We start from the raw sequence: 25,070 nt of genomic DNA, 5'->3' as shown, positions 1-25,070 counted from the left end.
TCGGGGCCGGGCGCGCGCCGGGGCACCTCCTCGGGCGTCGAACCCGATGCGGCACCGGCAAGACGAGCGGGTTTCGTTCGACGCCCTGCGGGGGCGCCCCACCGCGCACCCGACCCCGACGGCGCGGCGGTACACGCAGGGGCCGCCGCGTACCCAGCCCCGAAGGGCGAGGGGCGCGCACGGCAGCGGTGCCCCGGAGGCTACTGCCCCCGGACCCCGCACAAGTGCAGCAGCGCCGCCACCCCCCGGTAGGGATCGGTGCGGCCCGCGCGGTCCTCGGCGGTCAGGAGGCTTTCCAGCTCCTCGTCGGCCGGCAGGGACTCGCCCGCCTCCGTCCCGTCGGTGAAGACCCGCACCCCGTACCAGGAGTGCAGCGGCGCCCCGATGCCGGCGAGGGTGGCCGTCAGGTCGGCCAGGCGGTCGGCGCGTACGTCCAGGCCGAGCCGGTTCGTGTAGTCGACGGTGTCGAAGGCGGCCAGCGCGCCCTTCCAGTCGGCGTCCAGCCCCGGCCGCATGGCGAGCGCGTCGCCGTTGCGGACCAGCAGGGAGAGGAGGCCGCCGGGGGCGAGCATCCGGGCCAGCCCGGCGAGCATGGCGTCCGGCTCGGGCACGTACATCAGCACCCCGTGGCACAGCACCACGTCGAAGCTGCCCGGCGTGAAGTGCGCGCCGGTCTCGCGGCCGTCGCCCTCCATGAGGAGGACGCGGTCCTGGATGCCGGCCGGTTCGGCGGCCAGCGCCGCGCGGGCCACGGCGAGCATGCCCGGGTCCTTCTCCAGACCCGTCACCTTGTGCCCGGCGCGGGCCAGTCGCAGTGCCTGCGTGCCCTGGCCCATGCCCACGTCGAGGACGCGCAGCCGCTGCCCCACGGGGAAGCGCTGCGAGATCTGTTCGTCGACCTGCCGGCCCACGAGTTCCTGGCGGACGGCGTTGCGCAGTCCGCCCAGGCCCTCCAGCCAGAGCCGGGCGCCCTCGGAAAATCCGCTCAGGGCCGTTCCCCGCGCTTGACCTGCGGCTTCGGCAGGCGCAGTCGGCGCATCTGGAGGGTGCGCATCAGGCCGTACGCGACGGCGCCGCGGCGGGGCTCGTTCGGGAAGCGCTGGCCCAGGGCCTTGCGCAGGCGGAACACCAGGCCGACGGAGTCGACGATGATCAGGGCGATCACGCCGAGCCACAGCAGCAGCGCGATGTTCTGGATCGACGGCTGCCGGATCATGCTCAGCACCAGGATGACCACTGCCAGCGGCAGGAACATCTCGGCGACGGAGAAGCGGGAGTCCACGAAGTCGCGGACGAACCGGCGGACGGGGCCCTTGTCACGCGCGGGCAGGTAACGCTCGTCGCCGCTGGCCAGCGCCTCGCGCTGCTTGGCCATCTCCACGCGACGGCGCTCACGGGCTCGCTTGGCATCCTCCTTGCGGTTGCCGGTCGAGGCCACCACGGCCTTGCGCTGCGACTGGGCCACAGCACGCTTCGGCGTCGGGCGGCCCTTCGGGGCCTGCGGGTCACGGGGCTGCGAGAGGTCGGCGCTCACCTTGTCGGTGGCGGCGGCCTTCTCTTCCTTGGAGGAGCGGCTACCAAACACAAACCCAACCCTACGTTGTCGAGCGCATGGGCCCCACCCCGGCGGGGAACGATCCGGCAACGGCGGGCGTCTTCCAGGGTGCGAGTCTCCTCGGGGGCGCACCTACTCCTTACGCCTGATACGGCGGGAGCGGAGTCGTCCTGGAGGAGGAGCGCATCCGTACTCGAACAGTGCGGTAATGGAGACAGGCCCCGTACTGTGGGTCTTGTCGGTGACCTGGAGCACAGTCCGTCTAGAAGGGGGCGCGCGAAGCCCATGAGCGGTGTCATGAAGCGTATGGGGATGATCTTCCGCGCGAAGGCGAACAAGGCCCTTGACCGGGCCGAGGACCCGCGCGAGACCCTCGACTACTCGTACCAGAAGCAGCTGGAGCTGCTGCAGAAGGTGCGCCGCGGGGTCGCCGACGTGGCGACCTCCCGCAAGCGCCTGGAGCTGCAGCTGAACCAGCTGCAGGGGCAGTCCGCCAAGCTGGAGGACCAGGGCCGCAAGGCGCTGGCCCTGGGCCGTGAGGACCTGGCCCGTGAGGCGCTGTCCCGTCGCGCCTCGCTCCAGCAGCAGGTCAGCGACCTGGAGGTGCAGCACCAGACCCTCCAGGGCGAGGAGGAGAAGCTGACGCTGGCCGCGCAGCGGCTGCAGGCCAAGGTGGACGCCTTCCGGACGAAGAAGGAGACCATCAAGGCCACCTACACCGCGGCCCAGGCGCAGACCCGGATCGCGGAGTCCTTCTCCGGCATCTCCGAGGAGATGAGCGACGTCGGTCTGGCCATCCAGCGGGCCGAGGACAAGACCGCCCAGCTCCAGGCGCGGGCCGGGGCGATCGACGAGCTGCTCGCGTCGGGTGCGCTCGACGACCAGAGCGGGCTCGGTTCGAAGGACGACATCCAGGCCGAGCTGGACCGCCTGTCGGGCGGTACGGACGTCGAGCTGGAGCTCCAGCGGATGAAGGCGGAGCTCGCGGGCGGTCCCTCGCAGCAGCAGGCCATCGAGGGCGGCGCCCCGGGCGCCGGTCAGCAGCAGTCGCAGACCCAGCACCGGTTCGACAAGCAGTAGGACGGGGTCCGTCATGATCGTCCGCATCATGGGGGAAGGTCAGGTGAAGGTGGCCGACGGTCACTTCACCGAGCTCAACACGTTGGACGACGCGCTCCTGGAGGAGATGGAGGGCGGTGACGAGGAGGGCTTCCGGCGGACGCTGGGGGCGCTGCTCGAAGCCGTACGGCGGCTCGGCGAGCCGCTGCCCGACGATGCTCTGGAGCCGTCCGAGCTGATCCTGCCCGGCGAGGACGCGACGCTGGACGAGGTCAGGGACATGCTCAGCGACGACGGCCTGATCCCGGGCTGAGCGGGTCACGACGACACGACGACGGGCCCGTCCCAGGGGCATGGGGCGGGCCCGTCATCGGTTCTCCGGCTCCTCCGGGGAGACGGCCGGCTGCCTCGGGTCCGGGGTTCCGCCGATGAAGTTCTCGAACTTGCGCCGCGGCGCCGCCCACCGGCGGTCGTGGTGGAAGGCGCGCAGCCCGGCCTTGGCGCGGGCGCGCGGACGGTTCGCGTAGAACCTCTTCGCGTACGGGGACCCGGGCCGGGCCAGCCGGATCGCGCCGACGAGCGCCACGAAGGGGATGACCACCCCGAAGATGGCGGTGCGGGCCTTGCCCTTCCACAGGGCGATCAGGGCGAGGAAGAAGTTGGTGGCCGTGTTCATGGCGACCAGTCCCCGGCTCTGCCGTTCCTCGGAGGTCAGGTCGTTGACCCCGAAGGGCAGGAAGCCGCCCAGGACCAGGCACACCAGCGCCGCCGTCAGGACCACGACCTCGACGCTCTTGCGGCCCTCCTCGCTCCAGTACACGTCGTCGAGGTGCAGGATCAGCGCGAACTCGTCCAGGACCAGGCCCGCGCCGAGACCGAAGATCACCGCCGAGAGGCAGGCGGCGAGGCCGTGACGGGCGCTGCCGACCGCGCCGAAGCCGCCGATGATCACGAGGATCACGCCGGGCACCACGTGGTGGACGTGCAGGCCACCCGGGGTGATGTTCTTGAAGGGGCCCCGACCGGCCCGGATCAGCCGGGTGATCACACGGGTGACCAGGAACGACGTCACGAAGGCGAGCAGCGCGAGGAGCATGGGCAGCTTCCCCGGCTCGACGATGTTCCGATACCACCAGTGACCCATCCCACTGCCTCCCTGTTTGGTCGGTAATGGGCAATTTACCGTTCGGGGCGAGCGGGTAGCGTTCGCGCCGATGACAGATTCGTACGAAGAACCGGCCCCCACGCCGCCCGCGGACCGCGCCACGCTCCTCGACGGCGTGCGCTTCGCGTTCGGCACGCTCACGGTGCTGCCCGCCCGCATCACCCGCTGGGACCGCCCCGCCGCCCGCACCGGGATGGCCTGCGCCCCGCTCGCCGGGCTGGTCGTCGGCCTGCTCGCAGCCGTGCCCGGGGTGCTGGCGGCGCTCGGCGGCGGCCCGTTGCTCGCCGCGGCCGTCACCGTCGCCGTACCGGCGGCCCTGACCCGGGGGCTGCACCTGGACGGCCTCGCGGACACCGCGGACGGTCTGGGCAGCGCCAAACCGGCCGAGGCCGCGCTGCGCATCATGAAGCAGTCCGACATCGGCCCCTTCGGCGTCGTCGCCCTCGTACTGACGCTGCTGGTGCAGGTCGCCGCCCTGTCGAACGCGTACGCCGACGGCTGGGCACGCGGTGCCCTCGCCGCCGTCACCGCCGCCGTGGCCGCCCGCCTCGCCATGACCCTCGCCTCCCGCGACGGCGTCCCGGCGGCCCGCCCCGAGGGCCTCGGCGCGGCCGTCGCGGGCGTGGTCCCGCGCCGCACGGCCGCCGCCCTGACGGCCCTGACCACGGTGGCCGCGGCCGCCGCCGCCCTCCCGCTGGGCCTCCCGGCCGCCGCCCGCGCCGCCGTCGCGGTCGCGGCCGCCCTCCTCGCCGCGGAACTCCTGCTGCGTCGTTGCGTGCGCCGCTTCGACGGGGTCACCGGCGACGTCTTCGGCGCCCTCGCCGAAACCGCGGCGACCACCGCCCTGATCGTCCTCGCCCTCGGCTGATCCCGCGGGCAACGGCCCACGTACGCTCACCCCGTGGACCACACTCCGACGGAAACGACCGCGGCCGCCCCCATCAGGGTGCTGCTGGCCGACGACCAGGCGCTGCTGCGCTCCGCCTTCAAGGTGCTCGTCGACTCCGAGCCCGACATGCAGGTCGTCGGGGAGGCGTCCGACGGGGCGCAGGCCTTCGCGCTCGCGCGGGAGACCCGCGCGGACGTCGTGCTCATGGACATCCGGATGCCCGGCACCGACGGGCTCGCCGCCACCCGGATGATCAGCGCGGATCCCGAACTCGCCGCCGTGCGCGTGGTGATGCTCACGACCTTCGAGGTCGACGAGTACGTGGTCCAGGCCCTGCGGGCCGGCGCCTCGGGGTTCCTCGGGAAGGGCGCCGAGCCCGAGGAGCTGCTCAACGCGATCCGGGTGGCCGCCGCCGGCGAGGCCCTGCTCTCCCCGGCCGCCACCAAGGGGCTCATCGCCACCTTCCTCGCGCAGGGCGGCGGCGCCGACCCGGCCGCGGCCGCGGCCACGGCGGGCTCGCACGCGCAGCGCCTCGCCGCGCTGACCGGCCGCGAGCGCGAGGTCCTCGTACACGTGGCCGCGGGGCTGTCCAACGACGAGATCGCCGGCCGGCTGGAGGTCAGCCCGCTCACCGTCAAGACCCACGTGAACCGGGCCATGGCCAAACTCGGCGCCCGCGACCGCGCCCAATTGGTGGTCATCGCGTACGAATCGGGACTTGTCCGGCCTCGCGCGGAGTAGCGGCGTACGCGGCGCAGTAGTGCGGCGTACTGCGGACGCGGTATGTGCCACATAAGGACGGGACCTGGGGGCGACGCGGGAGGCCCCGACCGCGGGACAGGCTGGAAACGCCCTTGCGTTCCCACTGCAGAGAGATCCCACACCCATGTCCTGGCTGTCCCGCTTCAGCCTTGCCCAAAGGGCGTTGATCGGCCTCGTGTCGCTCGTCGCGCTCCTCTTCGGCGCCATCGCCATCCCGCAGCTCAAGCAGCAGCTGCTGCCGTCCATCGAACTGCCGATGGTGTCCGTGCTCGCGCCGTACCAGGGCGCTTCGCCCGACGTGGTGGAGAAGCAGGTCGTCGAACCGATCGAGGCCATGCTGAAGGGCGTCGACGGAATCACCGGCATCACCTCGACCGCCAGTGAGGGCAACGCCCTCATCATGGCCACCTTCGACTACGGCGACAGCGGCACCAAGCAGCTCGTCGCCGACGTCCAGCAGGCCGTCAACCGGGCCCGGGTCCGGCTGCCCGCCGAGGTGGACCCGCAGGTGGTGGCCGGTTCCACCGACGACATCCCGACGGTCATCCTCGCCGTCACCTCCGACAAGGACCAGCAGGCCCTCGCCGACCAGCTGGAACGTTCCGTCGTCCCCGTCCTGTCGGACATCGAGGGCGTCGGACAGGTCACCGTCGACGGCGTCCAGGACCTCCAGGTCACCGTCACCCCCGACGACGCCAAGCTCGCGGCCGCCGGCCTCGACGGCGCCGCCCTCGCCCAGGGCCTCCAGGCGGGCGGCGCGACCGTCCCCGCCGGCTCCTTCGACGAGGCCGGCAAGAACCGGACCGTCCGCGTCGGCACCGGCTACACCTCCCTCGCCCAGGTCCAGGACCTGCGTCTGAGCGCCGGCCCGGGCAAGCCCGCCGTCCGCCTCGGCGACGTCGCCACCGTGAAGCAGGAGGCCGCCAAGGCCGTCTCCATCACCCGTACCAACGGCAAGCCCAGCCTCGCCCTCGTCATGACGATGGACAAGGACGGCAGCGCCGTCGCCATCTCCGACGCCGTCAAGGACAAGCTGCCCGCGCTGCGCTCCACCCTCGGCGGCGGCGCCGAGCTGACCGTCGTCAGCGACCAGGGACCGGCCGTCGCCAAGTCCATCTCCAGCCTCACCACCGAGGGCATGCTCGGCCTGCTCTTCGCGGTGATCGTGATCCTGGTCTTCCTGGCCTCGCTGCGCTCGACGCTGGTCACGGCGGTCTCCATCCCGCTGTCCGTCGTCCTCGCGCTGATCGTGCTGTGGACCCGCGACCTGTCGCTGAACATGCTGACGCTGGGCGCGCTCACCATCGCCATCGGCCGCGTCGTCGACGACTCGATCGTGGTCCTGGAGAACATCAAGCGCCACCTCGGCTACGGCGAGGAGCGCGAGAGCGCCATCCTCACCGCGGTCAAGGAGGTGGCCGGCGCGGTCACCTCCTCCACGCTCACCACCGTGGCCGTCTTCCTGCCGATCGGCCTCGTCGGCGGCATGATCGGCGAACTCTTCGGCTCCTTCTCGCTCACCGTCACCGCGGCCCTGCTGGCCTCGCTGATCGTCTCGCTGACGGTCGTTCCGGTCCTGTCGTACTGGTTCCTCAGCGCGCCCAAGGGCATCGCCGCCGGGGACGCCGAGAGCGCCGCCAAGGCCCGCCGCGACGCGGAGGAGAAGGAGGCGCGCAGCAAGCTCCAGCGCCTCTACGTCCGGGTCCTGGGCTTCGCCACCCGCCGCCGCCTGACGAGCGTGGCCATCGCCGTGGTCGTCCTCCTCGGCACCTTCGGCATGACCCCGCTGCTCAAGACCAACTTCTTCGACCAGGGCGAGCAGCAGGTCCTGACGGTCAAGCAGGAACTGGCCCCCGGCACCTCCCTGGCCGCCTCCGACGAGGCGAGCCGCAAGATCGAGAAGGTGCTGGCCTCGGTCGACGGCGTCAAGAGCTACCAGGTCACCGTCGGCTCCTCCGGCTTCCTCGCGGCCTTCGGCGGCGGCACCGGCTCCAACCAGGCCTCGTACCAGGTCTCCCTGAAGGACTCGGGCAAGGCCGACAGCGTCAAGAAGCAGATCGAGGGCAAGCTCGCCGGCCTCGACGGCATCGGCGAGACCCGGATCGCCGCGGGCGACGGCTTCGGCAACCAGAACCTCAGCGTGGTCGTCAAGGCCGGGGACGCCGGTGTCCTCGCCAAGGCCGCCGAGCAGGTCCGCGCCGAGGTGGCCACCCTCGAGAACGTCACCGACGTACAGAGCGACCTCTCCCAGTCCGTGCCCCGGATCTCGGTGACCGCCACCCCGAAGGCCGCCGAACTGGGCCTGAACCAGGCCGCGCTCGGCGGGATCGTCGCGCAGGCCGTACGGGGCAATCCGGCGGGCAAGGCCGTACTGGACGACACCGAGCGGGACATCGTCATCAAGTCCGCGCAGCCGGCCACCACCCTGGCCCAGCTGCAGGCCCTCCCGGTCGGCCCCGTCAAGCTCGGTGACATCGCCGAGGTCAAGGAGGTACCCGGCCCGGTCGCGATGACCCGGATCGACGGCGCCCGCGCCGCCACCATCACCGCACGCCCGGTCGGCGACAACACCGGCGCCGTCAGCGCCGACCTCCAGACGAAGATCAAGGCCCTGAAGCTGCCCGAGGGCGCCACCGCCTCCATCGGCGGCGTCTCCGAGGACCAGGACAAGGCCTTCGCCTCGCTGGGCCTGGCCATGTTCGCGGCCATCGCGATCGTGTTCATGCTGCTGGTCGCGACCTTCCGGTCGCTGGTCCAGCCGCTGATCCTGCTGGTCTCCATCCCGTTCGCGGCGACCGGCGCGATCGGCCTGCTCCTCGTCACCGGCACCCCGATGGGCGTCCCGGCGATGATCGGCATGCTGATGCTCATCGGCATCGTCGTCACCAACGCGATCGTCCTGATCGACCTGGTCAACCAGTACCGGGCCCAGGGCCTCGGCGTCGTCGAAGCCGTCATCGAGGGCGGCCGGCACCGCCTGCGCCCGATCCTGATGACGGCCCTGGCGACGATCTTCGCGCTGCTCCCGATGGCGCTCGGCGTCACCGGCGAGGGCGGCTTCATCTCGCAGCCGCTCGCGGTCGTGGTGATCGGCGGCCTGGTCACCTCGACGCTGCTGACGCTGCTCCTGGTACCGACGCTCTACACGATGGTGGAACTCCGCAAGGAGCGCCGCCGCGCCAAGCGCTCGGCGAAGCGCGAGGCACGCCTGACGGTGGTCGCCCCCCGCGAGGAGGAGACGCCGGCCGGCGTCTGACCGGGCGGGGCCGTAAGGCCCCGCCCGCCCGCCGCACGCCGAAGGGGCGGCCCCCACACCGGGGGGCCGCCCCTTCGGGCGTCCGCGGGCCGAGGACCGGGCTCCGGTCCCCGCCGCTACGGGAGCGCCAGCATGCGCTCCAGCGCGAGCTTCGCGAAGCTCTCGGTCTCCTTGTCGACCTGGATCCGGTTGACGAGGTTGCCCTCGGCCAGGGACTCCAGGGTCCACACCAGGTGGGGGAGGTCGATGCGGTTCATCGTCGAGCAGAAGCAGACCGTCTTGTCGAGGAAGACGACCTCCTTGTCCTCTGCGGCGAAACGGTTCGCCAGGCGGCGGACCAGGTTCAGCTCGGTGCCGATGGCCCACTTGGAGCCGGCCGGGGCCGCCTCCAGCGCCTTGATGATGTACTCCGTCGAGCCGACGTAGTCCGCGGCCGCGACGACCTCGTGCTTGCACTCGGGGTGCACCAGGACGTTCACGCCCGGGATGCGCTCGCGCACGTCGTTGACCGAGTCCACCGAGAACCGGCCGTGGACCGAGCAGTGCCCGCGCCACAGGATCATCTTGGCGTTCCGCAGCTCCTCGACGGTCAGGCCGCCGTTGGGCTTGTGCGGGTTGTAGAGCACGCAGTCGTCGAGGGACATGCCCATGTCGCGGACGGCGGTGTTGCGTCCCAGGTGCTGGTCCGGGAGGAAGAGCACCTTCTCGCCCTGCTCGAAGGCCCACTCCAGCGCCTTCTTCGCGTTGGACGAGGTGCAGATCGTGCCGCCGTGCTTGCCGGTGAAGGCCTTGATGTCGGCGGAGGAGTTCATGTACGAGACGGGGACCGTCGAACCGGCGATGCCCGCCTCGGTCAGCACGTCCCAGCACTCCGCGACCTGCTCGGCGGTGGCCATGTCGGCCATCGAGCAGCCAGCCGCGAGGTCGGGCAGCACGACCTTCTGGTCGTCCGAGGTCAGGATGTCCGCGGACTCGGCCATGAAGTGCACGCCGCAGAAGACGATGTACTCGGCCTCCGGCTTGGCGGCCGCGTCCTTGGCCAGCTTGAAGGAGTCGCCGGTGACGTCGGCGAACTCGATGACCTCGTCACGCTGGTAGTGGTGGCCGAGGATGAAGACCTTGTCGCCGAGCTTCTCCTTGGCGGCACGGGCGCGCGCCACCAGGTCCGGGTCGGACGGAGAGGGCAGGTCGCCGGGGCACTCCACCCCGCGCTCGCTCTTCGGGTCGGCTTCGCGGCCGAGCAGCAGCAGGGCGAGGGGCGTCGGCTGGACGTCCAAAGGCTGGGCGGTGGTCACGACACGCACCCTTTCTGTTCTGCGACAAGGGGCTTCCGGAGGGTCGGAAGACCGGACTTCTGGAAGACCGCTTCGGCTTCTCGTCTATATGACGCTATCTATCATAACCGCTTCATGTCAGTTTGACGATGCCGATAGTGTCAATGTGACGCATCAGCCCGCGGATCCGTCCCGTCCGTTCGGGCCCGTCCCCCGCGCGGTGTGCGAGCATGAATATCTGAAACAAGCGTCGGGTCCGGAATGAAATCGCGGTCCCGCTCGTTGCCACCGACGGCAAGAGTCCGACGTTTCCCCGCCCCCCGCGGGGAGCCGCCCACTTCGGGAGTGAATGTAGATGTCCGTACAGGACGACAAGACCACTGTGAGCGACGGCATCCTCCTGTCCGACGCCGCCGCCGAGAAGGTCAGGACCCTGCTGGAGCAGGAAGGCCGCGATGACCTGGCGCTCCGCGTCGCCGTCCAGCCCGGCGGCTGCTCCGGCCTGCGCTACCAGCTCTTCTTCGACGAGCGCTCCCTCGACGGCGACGTCGTGAAGGACTTCGACGGTGTGAAGGTCGTCACGGACCGGATGAGCTCCCCGTACCTCCACGGCGCCTCCATCGACTTCGTCGACACCATCGAGAAGCAGGGCTTCACGATCGACAACCCGAACGCCACGGGCTCCTGCGCCTGCGGCGACTCGTTCAGCTAAGCCAGGCAGCACCCACGACGAGGGCCCGCCCACCGGTCGCATCCGACCGGCGGCGGGCCCTCGTCGTACCCCGGGACCTCGTGGCTACTGCCGGGGGAGCGGCTTGCCCGTGGTCGCGTCGAGCACCTTCCGCGAGCCCAGCGGCTGCTGCAGCGTGGCCGTCGCGGACATCTCCTGCGCGAGCATGATGCAGGCCTGGCCCGGCTGGTTCGGGGTGTCCGTGATCTTCACCAGCACCGACTCCGCGGACTCCCGCGCCTCCACCGCGTAGGTGCTGCACGGGCTGCCCCAGAAGTTCACGGTCAGCTTCCGGTCCGCGTCCGCGTACGAGAACCCCGGCACGGTACGGCCGTCCTTCCCGCCGGGGGAGCTCTCCGCGGGAGCCTGCGCGGCGGCCGGTTCGGTCACCGCGCGCCCGGGGGCGCCGTCCCGGCCCGCCACCTCGAAGATCCAGGCCGGTACAAGGCCCCGCACCCCGTTCACCGTCCCCGGGACCAGGCCCAGCGAGGCCCCCTTGACCGTCTCGGTGCGCGGCGGCTTCATCGGCCGGGGATCCGGGTTGCACGGCGGGGTGTCCGTCGACGCGACCGCGTTGTCCGGATCCAGCGGGACGGAGGTCGCGCAGCCGCTCGGCCCGGGGCCGGTGCCCTCCCGGCCGCTCGACCGCGCGTTCAGCCGGGCCAGCGCCTCCACGGCCCCGACCACCGGCTGCTCGGCGGCCCGTACGGGGGCCTTCAGCTCGCCGCTGCCGCCCACCACCGAGCCGTCGCCGGCCACGCTCACCGTGCTCGACCAGCCCTGCGTGGGCAGCTTGCCGAACACCGGGTCCGCCTTGACCACACGTACCGAGCCCTGGACGAGCCGGGCGTCGAGCGCGGCCCCGTCCAGGCCGGCGGCGGCCAGCACCGGGCGGGCGGCGGCCTTGGCTGCCTCCTCCGACACCGGCTGGCCGGCGCTCGCGCCGCCGGCGCCCCCGTCCTGGGGGAGGGTGGCCGGGCCGCAGGTGTCCTTGCCGCGCACGCAGTTGTCCCCGGTCCCGTTGCCGTTCCCCTGGCCGTTCCCCTGGTGGCGGGCGAAGTTCCAGGTCCCGGGCGCCTTCGAGGACACCGTCAGCAGGGGCCCGGAGCCGTCAGCGGCCTCCCCGGCGACCCAGGTCTCCCCGGCGAGGCGCGCGGTGCCCGGGATGCCGAGGGCCGTCGCCAGCCGGGCCACGTCCTCGGAGGTGACCTCCCCGGTCGCTGCGTAGGCGGGCGCCGTCCCCGGGCCGTCCGGGAGCTTCCCTTCCGCCTTGTACGTGACCGGCCCGCCGTTCGGGTCGGGCTCTCCGGGCGCGATGCCCGGCCCCGGGGGATCTCCCGCGTCGCGCGGCGCGGAGGCCGCGCTGTCGCCCGTACGACCGCCCGCCGTGCCGTCGCCGTGGGCCGCGGACGCCCAGTACGCGGTCCCGCCGCCGGCCAGCAGGACGGCGGCCGCGATCGAGGCGACGGCCCAGGCGGGCCGCCGACGGCCGGCGCGTGGTGCCGGCTCCGCGTCGGAGGTGCCTGCCGTGGGGGCCGTGTCCGTCAGGTCGGTCGGATCGGCCGTGGGGGCCGCGTCGGCCTTGTCGGCCACATCGCCCGTGTCACCCGTATCGGGTCGTTCGCTGGTCACCGCATCGCTCCTTCACCCGTCCCGCATGCCTGATGCGGGTGTGACGGAACAGACGCGCAACCGGTTCCCTACTGGTCCCCGTACGCCGCCGTGCCCGCGATCAGCCGGGCCGAGGCCGCCGGGACGCGGATCCCGTGGATCTGCGAGGGCGCCACGCGGACCGGCCGGGGGCCCGCCGGAACCGCCCAATGCGGGGCCATCCGGGCGCAGTCGCCCAGCAGGCCGGCGAAACCGGGCCGACGCGAGCCTTCCGCGCCGGACCGCTCGGAGGTGTACTCGGAGTAGCCGAAACCGTCGGTGTAGGTCATGGAGGCACCGTAGGCACCGCGGCTCGTGCGAAGAAAGACCTACTACGGGGTAGTTTCGGGCGTTCGGCTGGAGCCCGCTCACCGGGTAGTTTTGACTGTCCCTTGCCGTCCTCCGCAGGAGCGTCCACGCCGTGCGCATCGCAGTCACCGGCTCCATCGCCACCGACCACCTCATGACCTTCCCCGGCCGTTTCGCCGACCAGCTGGTCGCGGACCAGCTGCACACGGTCTCCCTCTCCTTCCTCGTCGACAACCTCGACGTCCGACGGGGCGGTGTCGGCCCGAACATCTGCTTCGGCATGGGGCAGCTCGGCAGCCGCCCGATCCTGGTCGGCGCCGCCGGCTACGACTTCGACGAATACCGCGCCTGGCTGGACCGGCACGGGGTCGACACCGAGTCCGTCCGCATCTCAGAGGTGCTGCACACCGCGCGCTTCGTGTGCACCACGGACTCCGACCACAACCAGATCGGCTCCTTCTACACGGGCGCGATGAGCGAGGCCCGCCTGATCGAGCTGAAGTCCGTCGCCGACCGCGTGGGCGGCCTGGACCTGGTCCTCATCGGCGCCGACGACCCCGAGGCGATGCTCCGCCACACGGAGGAGTGCCGCACGCGCGGGATCCCCTTCGCCGCCGACTTCTCGCAGCAGATCGCCCGCATGGACGGCGAGAACATCCGCACCCTGATGGAGGGCGCGACGTTCCTCTTCTCGAACGAGTACGAGAAGGGCCTCATCGAGTCGAAGTCCGGCTGGACCGACGCGGAGATCCTGGCCAAGGTCGGCACCCGGGTCACCACGCTGGGCGCGCAGGGCGTGCGGATCGAGCGGGTCGGGGAGGCGCCGATCGTGGTCGGCTGCCCCGAGGAGAACGCGAAGGTCGACCCGACGGGTGTCGGCGACGCGTTCCGCGCCGGGTTCCTGACCGGGCTCGCCTGGGGCGTCGGCCTTGAGCGCGCCGCGCAGGTCGGCTGCATGCTGGCGACCCTGGTCATCGAGACGCTGGGCACCCAGGAGTACACGCTGGCGCGTGCGCACTTCATGGAGCGCTTCACCAAGGCGTACGGCGACGAGGCGGCGGCGGAAGTCCAGTCCCACCTGTCGGTCTGACCTTCGGGGCTCCGCCCCCGGGGCCTGGGCTCAGCCCGGGTCCCGCGGGTGCGGCGCCGTTGCCGGGGGCGCTGCCCCCGGACCCCCGCGCCTCAAACGCCGGCGAGGCTGAGTTTGCCCTGCGGGCAAACCAGTCGCCCCTGGCGGGCGGCGGCAGCCAAAATCCAGCCCCTCCGGCGTTTGAGGAGCGGGGTCCGGGGCAGCGCCCCGGGAGCGGCGCCGCACCCGGGCTCGTCAGTGGAGGCGGCGGACGCCGTAGGCCACGCCGACAGGGCGGGGGGAATCCCCCAGGTACTCGTGCCCCCGCATGCCGCACCACGCCGGGATGTCCAGCCGCGCCACCTCGTCGTCGGAGACGACCGTCACCGTGCCCCCCACCGGCACCCGCCCGATCGCCCTGGCCAGCTCGATCACCGGCTGCGGGCAGCGCAACCCCAGCGCGTCCAGTTCCAGCGACTCCGCCTCCGGCGAGACCTCCGGGGCCGCCGAAACCCCCAGCCGCTCCCGTACGCCCGCCACCGCGCCCGGCAGCACCTCCAGGAACGCGTTGACCTCCTCCGCCCGCGTGCCCGCCGGCAGCGAGACCCGTACGTTCCCCTCCGACAGCACCCCCATCGCCCGCAGCACATGACTCGGGGTCAGGGTGGAGCTGGTGCAGGACGAGCCCGAATTGACCGAGAAACCCGCCCGGTCCAGCTCGTGCAGCAGCGTCTCCCCGTCCACGTACAGGCAGGAGAAGGTGACCAGGTGGGGGAGGCGGGCGTCGGGGTGGCCCACCACCTCCACGTCCGGCACCAGTCGGACCACCCGCCGCCGCACGCGGTCCACCAGGATCCGCAGCCGGGCCGCCTCCGCCTCCGCCTCCGCCCGCACCGCCCGCAGCGAGGCCGCCGCCGCCACGATCGCGGGGAGGTTCACGAAGCCGGGGGAGCGGCCCGACTCCCTTTCGTCCGTGGGGCCTTGGGGCGAGAAGCGGACCCCCTTGCGGACCGCCAGCAGCCCCACCCCCGGCGGCCCGCCCCATTTGTGCGCACTGGCGGCCAGCGCCGACCACGCGCCCTCGACCGGGCCCCAGCCCAGCGACTGCGCCGCGTCCACGAGCAGCGGCACCCCGGCCTCGCGGCAGATCTCCGCGACCTCCGCCACCGGTTGCACCGTGCCCACCTCGTGGTTGGCCGACTGCAGGCAGGCCAGCGCGGTCGAAGCGCCCAGCGCCTCCGCGTACCCGGCGGGAGCAACCGCGCCGAACCGGTCCACCGGGACCTCCGTCACCGAACCGCCGCGCCCCGCGTGCGCCTCGGCGGCGTGGAGTACAGAACTGTGTTCGACCGCGGACACGACCAGATGGTCCCCGACGCGTCGGCGCCCCGCGAGGACTCCCGAGACCCCCGCGTGAACCGCGTGCGTCCCCGAAGGAGTGAACACGAGCTCGTCCGCCCGGCAGCCCACCGCCTCCGCCGCGGCCTCCCGCGCCGCGTCCAGCAGCAGCCGCGCCCTCCTTCCCTCCCGGTAGAGCCGGGCCGGATCGGCCCAGCCCTCGTCCAGGGAGGCCTGGAGGGCCTGGCGTGCCACGGGGTGCAGGGGGGCGGCGGACGCGGCGTCGAAGTACGGCATACGGGCACGCTAGCCGCAGCCCGACGCCGTCCGAGGTCAGGGGCCGTCAGATGGCTTCCGGAGCCCGCCATTCAGGGGTTCCGGATCCGTCCCCCGGACGGCGGATCCATCCCTTCGGGGGCCCTGGCGGCGCGTTGGGCACCCTCCCCGCGCGACCTCAAATAGCGTCCAGTAGGGTTTGGTCCGCATAAACATCCAAACCCCTGCCTGCGTCAGGGCCGGCGACCGACCCGAACACGGCCGCGGCCGGCCGCGCGGGCCGAGACTCTCGGGAAGGCGCTACGTGAGTCCCTACGGCTCCGACCGCTCGCCGCGGCGCCCGATGCGGCGGAAGCTGCTGCAGGCGCTGACTGCGGGCGTGGTCCTGGCGACCGCCACTGGTTGCTCGTATACATGGAAAGACTTCCCCCGCCTCGGAATGCCGTCACCGGTAACCGAGGAGGGTCCGCGCATCCTCTCCCTGTGGCAGGGATCCTGGGCGGCCGCACTCATCACGGGCATCCTCGTCTGGGGTCTGATCCTGTGGTCCGTCATCTTCCACCGGCGCAGCCGGACGAAGGTGGAGGTCCCCCCGCAGACCCGGTACAACATGCCCATCGAGGCGCTGTACACGGTGGTTCCGCTCATCATCGTCTCGGTGTTCTTCTACTTCACCGCGCGTGACGAGTCGAAGCTGCTGGAGCTCACCAAGCCGCAGCACACGATCAACGTGATCGGTTACCAGTGGAGCTGGGGCTTCAACTACATCGAGAACGTCGACGGCGACGCGGCCACCCCGAAGAAGGGCGAGGTTCCGAAGGAGCTCTCCGCCCTGCCGGACCGCTTCACCAAGGACTTCCCGGCGGGCGCCGAAGGCGTCTACGTCAAGGGTGTCCCCAGCGACAAGAACCCGGAGACGGGCAACCCCGGGCCGACCCTGGTCCTGCCCAAGGGTGAGAAGGTCCGCTTCATCCTGTCGTCCAATGACGTCATCCACTCCTTCTGGGTGGTTCCCTTCCTGTTCAAGCAGGACGTCATCCCGGGCCACACCAATGTCTTCGAGGTCGTTCCGTCCGAAGAAGGCACCTTCATGGGCAAGTGTGCCGAGCTCTGCGGCGTCGACCACTCCCGAATGCTCTTCAACGTCAAGGTGGTCTCCCCCGCGGAGTACCAGAAGTACCTGAAGGGCCTCGCGGAGAAGGGTCAGACCGGCTTCCTGCCGGCCGGCATCAAGCAGACCGACCCGGCCCGGAATGCGGAGACGAACAAACTGTGAGCATCCTCAACGAATCCCAGGGTGCCGCCGCAGCTGACTCGTACGAGAACGAGCTGCCGGTACGGCGCAAGCAGCCGGGCAACGTGGTCGTCAAGTGGCTCACCACCACCGACCACAAGACCATCGGCACGATGTACCTGCTCACGTCGTTCGTGTTCTTCATCATCGGCGGCATCATGGCGCTCTTCATGCGCGCCGAGCTTGCCCGTCCGGGCACGCAGATCATGTCGAACGAGCAGTTCAACCAGGCGTTCACGATGCACGGCACGATCATGCTGCTGATGTTCGCGACGCCGCTGTTCGCCGGTTTCGCGAACTGGATCATGCCGCTGCAGATCGGCGCGCCCGACGTGGCGTTCCCGCGGCTGAACATGTTCGCGTACTGGCTGTACCTCTTCGGCTCGATCATCGCGGTGGCCGGCTTCGTCACCCCGCAGGGTGCGGCCGACTTCGGCTGGTTCGCCTACTCGCCGCTGACCGACGCCGTCCGCTCGCCGGGCATCGGCAGCGACATGTGGATCATGGGTCTGGCCTTCTCCGGCTTCGGCACGATCCTCGGTTCGGTCAACTTCATCACCACGATCATCTGCATGCGCGCTCCGGGCATGACGATGTTCCGCATGCCGATCTTCGTCTGGAACGTGCTGCTGACCGGTGTCCTGGTCCTGCTCGCCTTCCCGGTCCTGGCCGCCGCGCTCTTCGCGCTGGAGGCGGACCGCAAGTTCGGTGCGCACGTGTTCGACGCGGCCAATGGCGGCGCATTGCTCTGGCAGCACCTCTTCTGGTTCTTCGGACACCCAGAGGTGTACATCATCGCGCTGCCGTTCTTCGGCATCATTTCCGAAGTCATCCCGGTCTTCTCGCGCAAGCCGATGTTCGGTTACATCGGTCTGATCGCGGCGACGATCGCGATCGCCGGCCTCTCGGTGACCGTGTGGGCCCACCACATGTACGTCACCGGCGGTGTGCTGCTGCCGTTCTTCTCCTTCATGACCTTCCTGATCGCGGTCCCGACCGGTGTGAAGTTCTTCAACTGGATCGGCACCATGTGGAAGGGCTCGCTGTCCTTCGAGACCCCGATGCTCTGGGCCGTCGGCTTCCTGGTCACCTTCACCTTCGGTGGCCTGACCGGCGTCATCCTGGCCTCGCCCCCGCTGGACTTCCACGTCTCCGACTCGTACTTCGTCGTCGCGCACTTCCACTACGTCATCTTCGGCACCGTGGTCTTCGCGATGTTCTCCGGCTTCCACTTCTGGTGGCCGAAGTTCACGGGCAAGATGCTGGACGAGCGCCTCGGCAAGATCACCTTCTGGACGCTGTTCGTGGGCTTCCACGGCACGTTCCTGGTGCAGCACTGGCTCGGCGCCGAGGGCATGCCGCGTCGTTACGCGGACTACCTCGCCGCCGACGGTTTCACCCTGCTGAACACGATCTCCACGATCAGCTCCTTCCTGCTCGGCCTGTCGATGCTTCCGTTCATGTACAACGTCTGGAAGACCGCCAAGTACGGCAAGAAGATCGAGGTCGACGACCCGTGGGGCTACGGCCGTTCGCTCGAGTGGGCGACCTCCTGCCCGCCGCCGCGGCACAACTTCCTCACCCTGCCGCGCATCCGCAGTGAATCGCCGGCGTTCGACCTGCACCACCCGGAGATCGCGGCCCTCGACCACCTCGAGGACCACGCCGGAACCAAGGCGGCCGTCACCGGCGGCAGCAAGGAGGCCGGCAAGTGAAGATCCAGGGCAAGATGTTCCTCTGGCTCTCCCTGTTCGTCCTGATCATGGCCGTCGTGTACGGCGTGTGGTCGAAGGAGCCCGTCGGCACCACGGCGCTGTTCCTGACCTTCGGCCTGACCGCCATGATCGGCTACTACCTGGCCTTCACGGCCAAGCGCGTGGACGAGATGGCCCAGGACAACCTGGAGGCCGACGTCGCCGACGAGGCGGGCGAGCTGGGGTTCTTCTCCCCGCACAGCTGGATGCCGCTCTTCCTGGGCATCGGCGGCGCGTTCGCCTTCATGGGCGTCATCTTCGGCTGGTGGCTCATGTACTTCTCGGCCCCGATCCTCGTGATCGGCCTGTGGGGCTGGGTGTACGAGTACTACCGCGGTGAGAACGCGAACCAGTAGCAACACCCGCGCGGCCGCGCCGCGAGGCACCTGGGGCCCGGACACCTCCAATGGAGGAGTCCGGGCCCCTCGTTTGCAGTCACCCCGCGCGCCGTAATTGTCATATCTTCATAGCGTTGAGCCCATGAACCACTCACCGCGTCTTTGGACGGTACTCGGCTGCTCCGTGCTGGTCGCGTCCCTCGGGGCCGGCGCAACCGCCTGTGGGTCGGGCGACGACAACCCGCTGTCCGCGCGCCCGTACGACGCGGGCGATCAGGTCGCCTTCAACCAGACCGTCGGCAGCCGCCCCGTGGACCCCGACAAGCCCCTCGAAGTCACCACGAAGGGGGGAGAGGCCCGCATCACCGACGTGATGGTCGTGGACACCCACGGCCGCCGCCTGGCGGGCGAGTTGTCCGCCAAGGGTGACCGCTGGCACAACACCGTGCCGATGGCCGCGGGCGTCCGCTACACCGTCACCGTGAGCACGGAGAACGGCAGGGGTGCCCAGGGGCGGCGTACGGCCGCTTTCGACACCACGCCCGCCAAGGGCGTCCTCAAGGTCGAATTCGGCCCGGACGCGGGCAAATACGGCGTCGGACAGCCCATCACGGCCGAACTCAGCGAACCCGTCAAGGAGAAGGCGGCCCGCGCCGTCATCGAACGGGGACTCGTCGTCGACACGCCCTCGGGCGTCGAAGGGGCCTGGCACTGGGTCGACGACAAGAAGCTGCACTACCGCCCGAAGGAGTACTGGCCCGCCAACACCACGGTCTCCGTACAGAGCAACCTGGAGGGCGTCAGGATCTCCGATCACCTCTACGGGGCCGGCGCCAAGCCGCTGAAGCTGGAGATCGGCGACCGCGTCGAGGTCACCACGGACGCCGCCTCGCACTACCTCACGTTCAAGCGCAACGGAGAAGTGATCAACACCATTCCGGTGACCACCGGAAAGCCCGGCTTCTCCACCCGCAACGGCATCAAGGTGGTGCTCGGGAAGCAGTACTACGTCCAGATGCGCGGCGACACCGTCGGCATCGGCGGCAGCGAGTACTACAACCTCCCCGTCTACTACGCCACCCGGGTGACGTGGAGCGGTGAATACGTGCACGCCGCGCCGTGGTCCGTCGGCTCCCAGGGCTACGAGAACGTCAGCCACGGCTGCACCGGCATGAGCACAGGCAACGCCGCCTGGTTCTACGAGAACATCACCGAGGGCGACATCGTCCAGGTGATCAACAGCATCGGCGAGGACATGGACGTCTTCGGCAACGGCTACGGCGACTGGAACATGGACTGGAAGGACTGGCGCCAGGGCAGCTACCTGCTCAAGGGCACCCAGGAAGGCCGCAACCCCATGGACCAGGCCCGCCTGCGCCCGACCGTCTGAGACCCGACCGTCCGAGCCCGACCGTCCGGGCCCCGGCGTCTCCCCGGCCCCGGCGGCCCCTGCGGCCACCGCGGTCTCCCGAACCCCTCCGGGGCCCTCCAAGGGCCCCGGAGGCGCGCTGTCGGAGCGTCAGGCGTCCAGGGACAGGCGGGAGCGCAGCAGGCCCGCCAGGGCCTCGGGGAACTCCACCGGGTCCACGGGCAGGGTCACGGCCGCGTCCGCACGGCTCCACGTGGCCAGCCAGGCGTCCTGCGGGCGCCCCATCAGCAGCAGCACCGGGGGACACCGGAAGATCTCGTCCTTGATCTGCCGGCACACACCCATGCCCCCGGCCGGGACCGCCTCGCCGTCCAGCACGCACACGTCGACGCCGCCCGCGTCCAGCTCCGTCAGGACCGCCGGAAGCGTCGCGCACTCCACGAACTCCACCGGCGGCAGGTCCGCGGCCGGCCGACGCCCCGCCGCCAGCCGCACCTGCTCCCGGGTGCCCGCGTCGTCGCTGTAGACCAGAACCCGCGCAGTCGCCCGCATTTCGTTCCTCCACGTTCCCGTGAATCACGTTGATGTTGCGCGGGATGCTACTCCTCCCGATGCGTTGTCAACATCGGTTCGGACATGTCGCACGTGAGCCCGCGCAGGGGTCATCTGATGGGCCGTTCGGGCCTTGCACACGCCCCTGACACTCCGAACGGCACCCCCCGGGGTGAGGGCGGGATAAGCGACCGACATAATGTCGGTCGTGGCGACAGCAACGACAGTAGATACCGGGCACGCGCACCCGACGGTCAACCGGCCGAACCTCGTCAGCGTCGGAACCATCATCTGGTTGAGTTCCGAGCTGATGTTCTTCGCGGCCCTCTTTGCGATGTACTTCACCCTGCGATCCGTGACAGGACCCGAGTACTGGACAGAACAGGCTGGGTTCCTGAATCTGCCCTTCTCGGCGACGAACACGACGATCCTGGTGCTCTCCTCCCTCACCTGCCAGCTCGGCGTGTTCGCCGCCGAGCGCGGTGATGTGAAGAAGCTCCGGACGTGGTTCATCATCACGTTCGTCATGGGTGCGATCTTCATTGGCGGCCAGGTGTTCGAGTACACCGAGCTGGTCAAGCACGAGGGCCTGAGCCTCTCGTCCGGACCGTACGGCTCGGTGTTCTACCTGACCACCGGCTTCCACGGTCTGCACGTGACGGGCGGTCTCATCGCCTTCCTGCTGGTCCTCGGCCGGACGTACGCGGCCAAGAGGTTCACCCACGAACAGGCCACGTCGGCCATCGTCGTGTCCTACTACTGGCACTTCGTCGATGTCGTCTGGATCGGCCTCTTCGCGACGATCTACCTGATCAAGTAGCGAACCCGTCGCCGGACCCCCGTCCGGCACACCATCCAGAAACACCGACGCAGAAGATCCTGACACCGGGGTAATCCGTGAAAAAGCTCTCCGCACGACGACGCCATCCGCTGGCGGCGGTCGTCGTTCTACTCCTCGCGCTGGCGGCCACTGGGGGGCTGTACGCCGCCTTCGCCCCCGCGGGCAAGGCGCAGGCCGATGAAACCGCCCAGTCCCTCGCGATCGAGGAGGGCCAGAAGCTCTACGCCGTGGGTTGCGCAAGCTGCCACGGAACCGGCGGTCAGGGTTCCTCTGACGGCCCGAGCCTGGTCGGCGTCGGCTCCGCGGCCGTCGACTTCCAGGTGAGCACGGGCCGTATGCCCGCCCAGCAGCCCGGCGCCCAGGTGCCGAAGAAGCCGGCCATCTACACCCAGGCCCAGATCGACCAGCTGGCCGCGTACATCGCGTCCCTCGGCGCCGGCCCGGTCGTGCCGACCGAGAAGCAGTACAGCCCGGCGGGTGCCGACATCGCCAAGGGTGGTGAGCTGTTCCGCAACAACTGCGCGCAGTGCCACAACTTCACCGGCGAGGGCGGCGCGCTGACGAACGGCAAGTACGCCCCGAACCTCGAGGGCGTCGAGCCGAAGCACATCTACGAGGCCATGCTCACCGGCCCGCAGAACATGCCCTCCTTCCCGGACAGCACGATGCCGGAGAAGCAGAAGAAGGACATCATCGCGTACCTCCAGAACGTGAACGGCGAGAAGTCGGTCAGCCCTGGTGGCCTGAAGCTCGGTGGCCTCGGCCCCGTCTCCGAGGGTCTCTTCGGCTGGATCTTCGCTCTGGGTGCGCTGATCGCTGTCGCCGTCTGGGTCGCGGCCCACACCGCTAAGGCCAAGAAGTCATGAGTAGCCAAGACATTCCCGAAGAGAAGCACCTGCCGAGCGAGCAGGGCGACGCCCACCACGGTGGCGTAGCGGTTGCGGACGACCCGTTCGCGGACCCGGGCCTCCCGGTCCACAAGCCGCGCATCCAGGACATCGACGAGCGGGCGGCGAAGCGCTCCGAGCGCACCGTCGCGATGCTCTTCACGATCTCGATGCTGGCCACGATCGCGTTCATCACCGCGTACGTGACCATTCCGGTCGACAAGACCGTGTTCATCTTCCCCGTCGGGAAGGTGAGCGCGCTCAACTTCGCCCTGGGCCTGTCCCTGGGCGCGGCCCTCTTCTGCATCGGCGCGGGCGCGGTCCACTGGGCCCGCACCCTGATGTCCGACGTCGAGGTCGCCGACGACCGCCACGAGATCGCCGCTCCGGCGGAGGTCAAGGCCAAGGTCCTGCAGGACTTCGCCGACGGTGCGAACGAGTCGGGCATCGCCCGCCGTCCGCTGATCCGCAACACGATGCTCGGCGCGCTGGCCCTGTTCCCGCTCTCCGGCGTCATGCTGCTGCGCGACCTGGGTCCGCTGCCCGAGCAGAGCCTGCGCAAGACCGTCTGGGCCAAGGGCAAGCTGCTCATCAACCAGAACACGATGGAGCCGCTGCGTCCCGAGGACGTCCTCGTCGGTTCGCTGACCTTCGCCATGCCGGAAGGCCTGGAGGAGGACCAGCACGACTTCCAGGTCCAGATCGCCAAGGCCGCCCTGATGATCGTCCGCATCAAGCCGGAGGACATCAAGGACAAGCAGGAACTGGCGTGGTCCCACGAGGGCATCGTGGCCTACTCCAAGATCTGCACCCACGTCGGCTGCCCGATCAGCCTGTACGAGCAGCAGACGCACCACGTGCTCTGCCCGTGCCACCAGTCCACCTTCGACCTCTCCGACGGCGCCCGTGTCATCTTCGGCCCGGCCGGTCACGCGCTTCCGCAGCTGCGGATCGGTGTGAATGACGAAGGCTTCCTCGAAGCGCTCGGCGACTTCGAAGAGCCCGTCGGTCCTGCATTCTGGGAGCGCGGATGAGCACTGCGACCACTGACACGAAGGCGCGCAAAGCGCCTGCCGGCGAGCGAGTAGCGGACTGGGCGGACGGCCGCCTGGGCATCTACAGCCTCGCCAAGGCGAACATGCGCAAGATCTTCCCGGACCACTGGTCCTTCATGCTGGGTGAGATCTGCCTCTACACCTTCATCATCATCATCCTCACGGGTGTGTACCTGACGCTGTTCTTCCACCCGAGCATGAACGAGGTCGTGTACCACGGCTCGTACGTGCCGATGCAGGGCGTCATGATGTCCGAGGCCTTCGCCTCGACGCTCGACATCAGCTTCGACGTCCGCGGTGGTCTGCTGATCCGTCAGATCCACCACTGGGCGGCGCTGATCTTCGTCGCGGCGATGGTCGTGCACATGATGCGCGTCTTCTTCACCGGCGCGTTCCGCAAGCCGCGTGAGGTCAACTGGATCTTCGGCTTCCTGCTGCTGGTCCTCGGCATGTTCACCGGTTTCACCGGTTACTCCCTGCCGGACGACCTGCTCTCGGGCACCGGTGTCCGCTTCATGGAGGGCGCGATCCTGTCCGTGCCGGTCGTCGGCACGTACCTGTCGTTCTTCCTCTTCGGCGGAGAGTTCCCGGGCGGCGACTTCGTCGCACGGTTCTACTCGATCCACATCCTGCTGCTGCCCGGCATCATGATGGGCCTGCTGGTGGCCCACCTGATCCTGGTCTTCTACCACAAGCACACCCAGTTCGCGGGTCCCGGCAAGACGAACAACAACGTCGTCGGCATGCCGCTGCTGCCGGTCTACATGGCCAAGGCCGGAGGCTTCTTCTTCCTGGTCTTCGGTGTCGTCGCGGCCATCGCGGCCATCGCCTCGATCAACCCGATCTGGGCGCTCGGCCCGTACCGCCCGGACCACGTGTCCACCGGTGCGCAGCCCGACTGGTACATGGGTATGCCGGAAGGCCTGATCCGAGCCATGCCCGGCTGGGAGATCAACCTGTGGGGCCACACGCTCGTCCTGGGCGTGTTCATCCCGCTGCTGCTCTTCCCGCTGGTGCTCGGTGCGATCGCCGTCTGGCCGTTCATCGAGTCCTGGATCACCGGCGACAAGCGCGAGCACCACATCCTGGACCGCCCGCGTAACGTCCCGACCCGTACGGCCTTCGGTGTCGCCTGGATCGCGGAGTACATCGTGCTCCTCATCGGCGGCGGCAACGACATGTTCGCCCAGTACTTCCACCTGTCGATCAACTCGATCACGTGGTTCGTCCGGATCGGCTTCTTCGTCGTCCCGGTCGTCGCCTTCATCGTCACCAAGCGGATCTGCCTCGGCCTCCAGCGCCGGGACCACGACAAGGTGCTGCACGGTCGCGAGACCGGCATCATCAAGCGTCTGCCGCACGGTGAGTTCGTCGAGGTCCACGAGCCGCTGCCGCAGGGCCAGCTGCACAAGCTCACCTCGCACGAGCAGTACAAGCCGATCGAGATCGGCCCGACGGTCGACGAGAACGGTGTCGAGCGCAAGGTGAAGGCCGGCGAGAAGCTGCGCGCGAAGCTCAGCAAGGGCCTCTACGCCGAGGGCAACCAGATCATGAAGCCCACGGCGGAGGAGTTCAAGGAGATCCAGTCCGGCCACGGCCACCACTGATCCCCGCTTGACCGCATGAGGGACTGATTTCGGTCAGTCCT

General features: G+C 69.9%; 23 protein-coding genes. 15 read left to right on the top strand and 8 right to left on the bottom strand.

Translation table 11 applies throughout. The features are described from left to right. Window positions 1-200 precede the first annotated feature (200 nt). Window positions 201-911, bottom strand: a complete 711-nt coding sequence (locus ACFYYJ_RS22530; protein ID WP_385133936.1) for a class I SAM-dependent methyltransferase — start codon at window positions 909-911, stop codon at window positions 201-203. 74 nt (window positions 912-985) lie between these two features. Then, window positions 986-1,585: a DUF3043 domain-containing protein gene (locus tag ACFYYJ_RS22525; protein WP_385133934.1), complete on the bottom strand. Its 600-nt coding sequence runs from the start codon at window positions 1,583-1,585 to the stop codon at window positions 986-988. A gap of 255 nt (window positions 1,586-1,840) precedes the next feature. On the opposite strand from ACFYYJ_RS22525, the gene ACFYYJ_RS22520 reads away from it, so the two are divergent. Beyond that, a complete protein-coding gene (locus ACFYYJ_RS22520) occupies window positions 1,841-2,635 on the top strand; it encodes a PspA/IM30 family protein (protein ID WP_389134830.1) in 795 nt (264 codons plus the stop codon). 13 nt (window positions 2,636-2,648) lie between these two features. Then, window positions 2,649-2,927 (top strand): hypothetical protein, encoded by a 279-nt coding sequence (locus ACFYYJ_RS22515; protein ID WP_385133931.1) that lies wholly within the window; start codon window positions 2,649-2,651, stop codon window positions 2,925-2,927. A gap of 54 nt (window positions 2,928-2,981) precedes the next feature. On the opposite strand, the gene ACFYYJ_RS22510 is transcribed toward ACFYYJ_RS22515, so the two are convergent. Beyond that, window positions 2,982-3,758 (bottom strand): hypothetical protein, encoded by a 777-nt coding sequence (locus ACFYYJ_RS22510; RefSeq protein WP_384595133.1) that lies wholly within the window; start codon window positions 3,756-3,758, stop codon window positions 2,982-2,984. 70 nt (window positions 3,759-3,828) lie between these two features. On the opposite strand from ACFYYJ_RS22510, the gene ACFYYJ_RS22505 reads away from it, so the two are divergent. The 3 genes from ACFYYJ_RS22505 (at window position 3,829) to ACFYYJ_RS22495 (ending at window position 8,686) form a co-directional block, all read left to right on the top strand. After that, a complete protein-coding gene (locus ACFYYJ_RS22505; RefSeq protein ID WP_389134826.1) occupies window positions 3,829-4,647 on the top strand; it encodes an adenosylcobinamide-GDP ribazoletransferase in 819 nt (272 codons plus the stop codon). Window positions 4,648-4,680: 33 nt separating this feature from the next. Continuing rightward, window positions 4,681-5,409 carry a response regulator gene (locus ACFYYJ_RS22500; protein WP_389134823.1) on the top strand — a complete coding sequence of 243 codons (729 nt, stop codon included), beginning with the start codon at window positions 4,681-4,683 and terminating at the stop codon, window positions 5,407-5,409. Between the two features lie 145 nt (window positions 5,410-5,554). Continuing rightward, window positions 5,555-8,686, top strand: a complete 3,132-nt coding sequence (locus tag ACFYYJ_RS22495; RefSeq protein WP_389134821.1) for an efflux RND transporter permease subunit — start codon at window positions 5,555-5,557, stop codon at window positions 8,684-8,686. 116 nt (window positions 8,687-8,802) lie between these two features. On the opposite strand, the gene nadA is transcribed toward ACFYYJ_RS22495, so the two are convergent. Next, complete coding sequence (gene nadA, locus ACFYYJ_RS22490; RefSeq protein WP_385130149.1) at window positions 8,803-9,990, bottom strand: quinolinate synthase NadA; 1,188 nt, start codon at window positions 9,988-9,990, stop codon at window positions 8,803-8,805. Between the two features lie 325 nt (window positions 9,991-10,315). Between nadA and erpA the strand changes: the two genes are divergently transcribed. Next, window positions 10,316-10,672, top strand: a complete 357-nt coding sequence (gene erpA / locus ACFYYJ_RS22485; RefSeq protein ID WP_030010511.1) for an iron-sulfur cluster insertion protein ErpA — start codon at window positions 10,316-10,318, stop codon at window positions 10,670-10,672. Between the two features lie 84 nt (window positions 10,673-10,756). Here the strand turns inward: erpA and ACFYYJ_RS22480 are convergent, their stop codons facing one another. Both ACFYYJ_RS22480 and ACFYYJ_RS22475 read right to left on the bottom strand, forming a co-directional pair. Then, complete coding sequence (locus tag ACFYYJ_RS22480) at window positions 10,757-12,322, bottom strand: hypothetical protein (RefSeq protein WP_389134816.1); 1,566 nt, start codon at window positions 12,320-12,322, stop codon at window positions 10,757-10,759. Between the two features lie 68 nt (window positions 12,323-12,390). Next, window positions 12,391-12,630, bottom strand: a complete 240-nt coding sequence (locus tag ACFYYJ_RS22475) for a hypothetical protein (protein WP_385365981.1) — start codon at window positions 12,628-12,630, stop codon at window positions 12,391-12,393. Window positions 12,631-12,761: 131 nt separating this feature from the next. On the opposite strand from ACFYYJ_RS22475, the gene ACFYYJ_RS22470 reads away from it, so the two are divergent. Continuing rightward, a complete protein-coding gene (locus tag ACFYYJ_RS22470) occupies window positions 12,762-13,739 on the top strand; it encodes a carbohydrate kinase family protein (protein WP_389134812.1) in 978 nt (325 codons plus the stop codon). A 234-nt stretch (window positions 13,740-13,973) separates the two neighbouring features. Here the strand turns inward: ACFYYJ_RS22470 and ACFYYJ_RS22465 are convergent, their stop codons facing one another. After that, window positions 13,974-15,353: a cysteine desulfurase/sulfurtransferase TusA family protein gene (locus ACFYYJ_RS22465; protein WP_389134809.1), complete on the bottom strand. Its 1,380-nt coding sequence runs from the start codon at window positions 15,351-15,353 to the stop codon at window positions 13,974-13,976. A 283-nt stretch (window positions 15,354-15,636) separates the two neighbouring features. Between ACFYYJ_RS22465 and coxB the strand changes: the two genes are divergently transcribed. The 4 genes from coxB (at window position 15,637) to ACFYYJ_RS22445 (ending at window position 20,108) form a co-directional block, all read left to right on the top strand. Then, window positions 15,637-16,608: a cytochrome c oxidase subunit II gene (gene coxB / locus ACFYYJ_RS22460; RefSeq protein WP_385130156.1), complete on the top strand. Its 972-nt coding sequence runs from the start codon at window positions 15,637-15,639 to the stop codon at window positions 16,606-16,608. Continuing rightward, window positions 16,605-18,341, top strand: a complete 1,737-nt coding sequence (ctaD, locus tag ACFYYJ_RS22455) for a cytochrome c oxidase subunit I (RefSeq protein WP_384587471.1) — start codon at window positions 16,605-16,607, stop codon at window positions 18,339-18,341. The genes coxB and ctaD overlap by 4 nt, the downstream gene beginning before the upstream one ends. Then, window positions 18,338-18,736, top strand: a complete 399-nt coding sequence (locus ACFYYJ_RS22450; RefSeq protein ID WP_384587467.1) for a cytochrome c oxidase subunit 4 — start codon at window positions 18,338-18,340, stop codon at window positions 18,734-18,736. The genes ctaD and ACFYYJ_RS22450 overlap by 4 nt, the downstream gene beginning before the upstream one ends. 124 nt (window positions 18,737-18,860) lie before the next feature. Continuing rightward, window positions 18,861-20,108 (top strand): Ig-like domain-containing protein, encoded by a 1,248-nt coding sequence (locus tag ACFYYJ_RS22445; RefSeq protein ID WP_385363661.1) that lies wholly within the window; start codon window positions 18,861-18,863, stop codon window positions 20,106-20,108. A gap of 129 nt (window positions 20,109-20,237) precedes the next feature. Here ACFYYJ_RS22445 and ACFYYJ_RS22440 read toward each other — a convergent pair whose 3' ends face one another. Beyond that, window positions 20,238-20,639, bottom strand: coding sequence for a hypothetical protein (locus ACFYYJ_RS22440; protein WP_376658780.1), 402 nt, complete (start codon window positions 20,637-20,639; stop codon window positions 20,238-20,240). Window positions 20,640-20,838: 199 nt separating this feature from the next. Between ACFYYJ_RS22440 and ACFYYJ_RS22435 the strand changes: the two genes are divergently transcribed. The 4 genes from ACFYYJ_RS22435 (at window position 20,839) to ACFYYJ_RS22420 (ending at window position 25,029) form a co-directional block, all read left to right on the top strand. Beyond that, a complete protein-coding gene (locus ACFYYJ_RS22435; RefSeq protein WP_376658781.1) occupies window positions 20,839-21,459 on the top strand; it encodes a heme-copper oxidase subunit III in 621 nt (206 codons plus the stop codon). A gap of 77 nt (window positions 21,460-21,536) precedes the next feature. Further along, on the top strand, window positions 21,537-22,346 hold the full coding sequence (locus ACFYYJ_RS22430) for a c-type cytochrome (RefSeq protein WP_384750502.1): 810 nt from the start codon (window positions 21,537-21,539) through the stop codon (window positions 22,344-22,346). Beyond that, on the top strand, window positions 22,343-23,401 hold the full coding sequence (locus ACFYYJ_RS22425; protein ID WP_385130160.1) for a Rieske 2Fe-2S domain-containing protein: 1,059 nt from the start codon (window positions 22,343-22,345) through the stop codon (window positions 23,399-23,401). The genes ACFYYJ_RS22430 and ACFYYJ_RS22425 overlap by 4 nt, the downstream gene beginning before the upstream one ends. Continuing rightward, window positions 23,398-25,029, top strand: coding sequence for a cytochrome bc complex cytochrome b subunit (locus tag ACFYYJ_RS22420; RefSeq protein WP_385130162.1), 1,632 nt, complete (start codon window positions 23,398-23,400; stop codon window positions 25,027-25,029). The genes ACFYYJ_RS22425 and ACFYYJ_RS22420 overlap by 4 nt, the downstream gene beginning before the upstream one ends. The last annotated feature ends 41 nt before the right edge of the window (window positions 25,030-25,070 follow it).

It is taken from the genome of Streptomyces sp. NPDC002467 (assembly GCF_042889825.1).
Taxonomy (GTDB): Bacteria; Actinomycetota; Actinomycetes; order Streptomycetales; family Streptomycetaceae; genus Streptomyces.
Note: the sequence above shows the minus strand (reverse complement) of the source record. Positions and strands in the feature narration are given on the sequence as shown.

Coding starts and splice junctions, on each gene's coding strand:
- ACFYYJ_RS22520 (WP_389134830.1), top strand. CDS start 1,841: ATGAGCGGTGTCATGAAGCGTATGGGGATGATCTTCCGCGCGAAGGCG.
- ACFYYJ_RS22515 (WP_385133931.1), top strand. CDS start 2,649: ATGATCGTCCGCATCATGGGGGAAGGTCAGGTGAAGGTGGCCGACGGT.
- ACFYYJ_RS22510 (WP_384595133.1), bottom strand. CDS start 3,758: ATGGGTCACTGGTGGTATCGGAACATCGTCGAGCCGGGGAAGCTGCCC.
- ACFYYJ_RS22505 (WP_389134826.1), top strand. CDS start 3,829: ATGACAGATTCGTACGAAGAACCGGCCCCCACGCCGCCCGCGGACCGC.
- ACFYYJ_RS22495 (WP_389134821.1), top strand. CDS start 5,555: ATGTCCTGGCTGTCCCGCTTCAGCCTTGCCCAAAGGGCGTTGATCGGC.
- erpA (WP_030010511.1), top strand. CDS start 10,316: ATGTCCGTACAGGACGACAAGACCACTGTGAGCGACGGCATCCTCCTG.
- ACFYYJ_RS22475 (WP_385365981.1), bottom strand. CDS start 12,630: ATGACCTACACCGACGGTTTCGGCTACTCCGAGTACACCTCCGAGCGG.
- ACFYYJ_RS22465 (WP_389134809.1), bottom strand. CDS start 15,353: ATGCCGTACTTCGACGCCGCGTCCGCCGCCCCCCTGCACCCCGTGGCA.
- ACFYYJ_RS22445 (WP_385363661.1), top strand. CDS start 18,861: ATGAACCACTCACCGCGTCTTTGGACGGTACTCGGCTGCTCCGTGCTG.
- ACFYYJ_RS22440 (WP_376658780.1), bottom strand. CDS start 20,639: ATGCGGGCGACTGCGCGGGTTCTGGTCTACAGCGACGACGCGGGCACC.
- ACFYYJ_RS22435 (WP_376658781.1), top strand. CDS start 20,839: ATGTCGGTCGTGGCGACAGCAACGACAGTAGATACCGGGCACGCGCAC.
- ACFYYJ_RS22425 (WP_385130160.1), top strand. CDS start 22,343: ATGAGTAGCCAAGACATTCCCGAAGAGAAGCACCTGCCGAGCGAGCAG.
- ACFYYJ_RS22420 (WP_385130162.1), top strand. CDS start 23,398: ATGAGCACTGCGACCACTGACACGAAGGCGCGCAAAGCGCCTGCCGGC.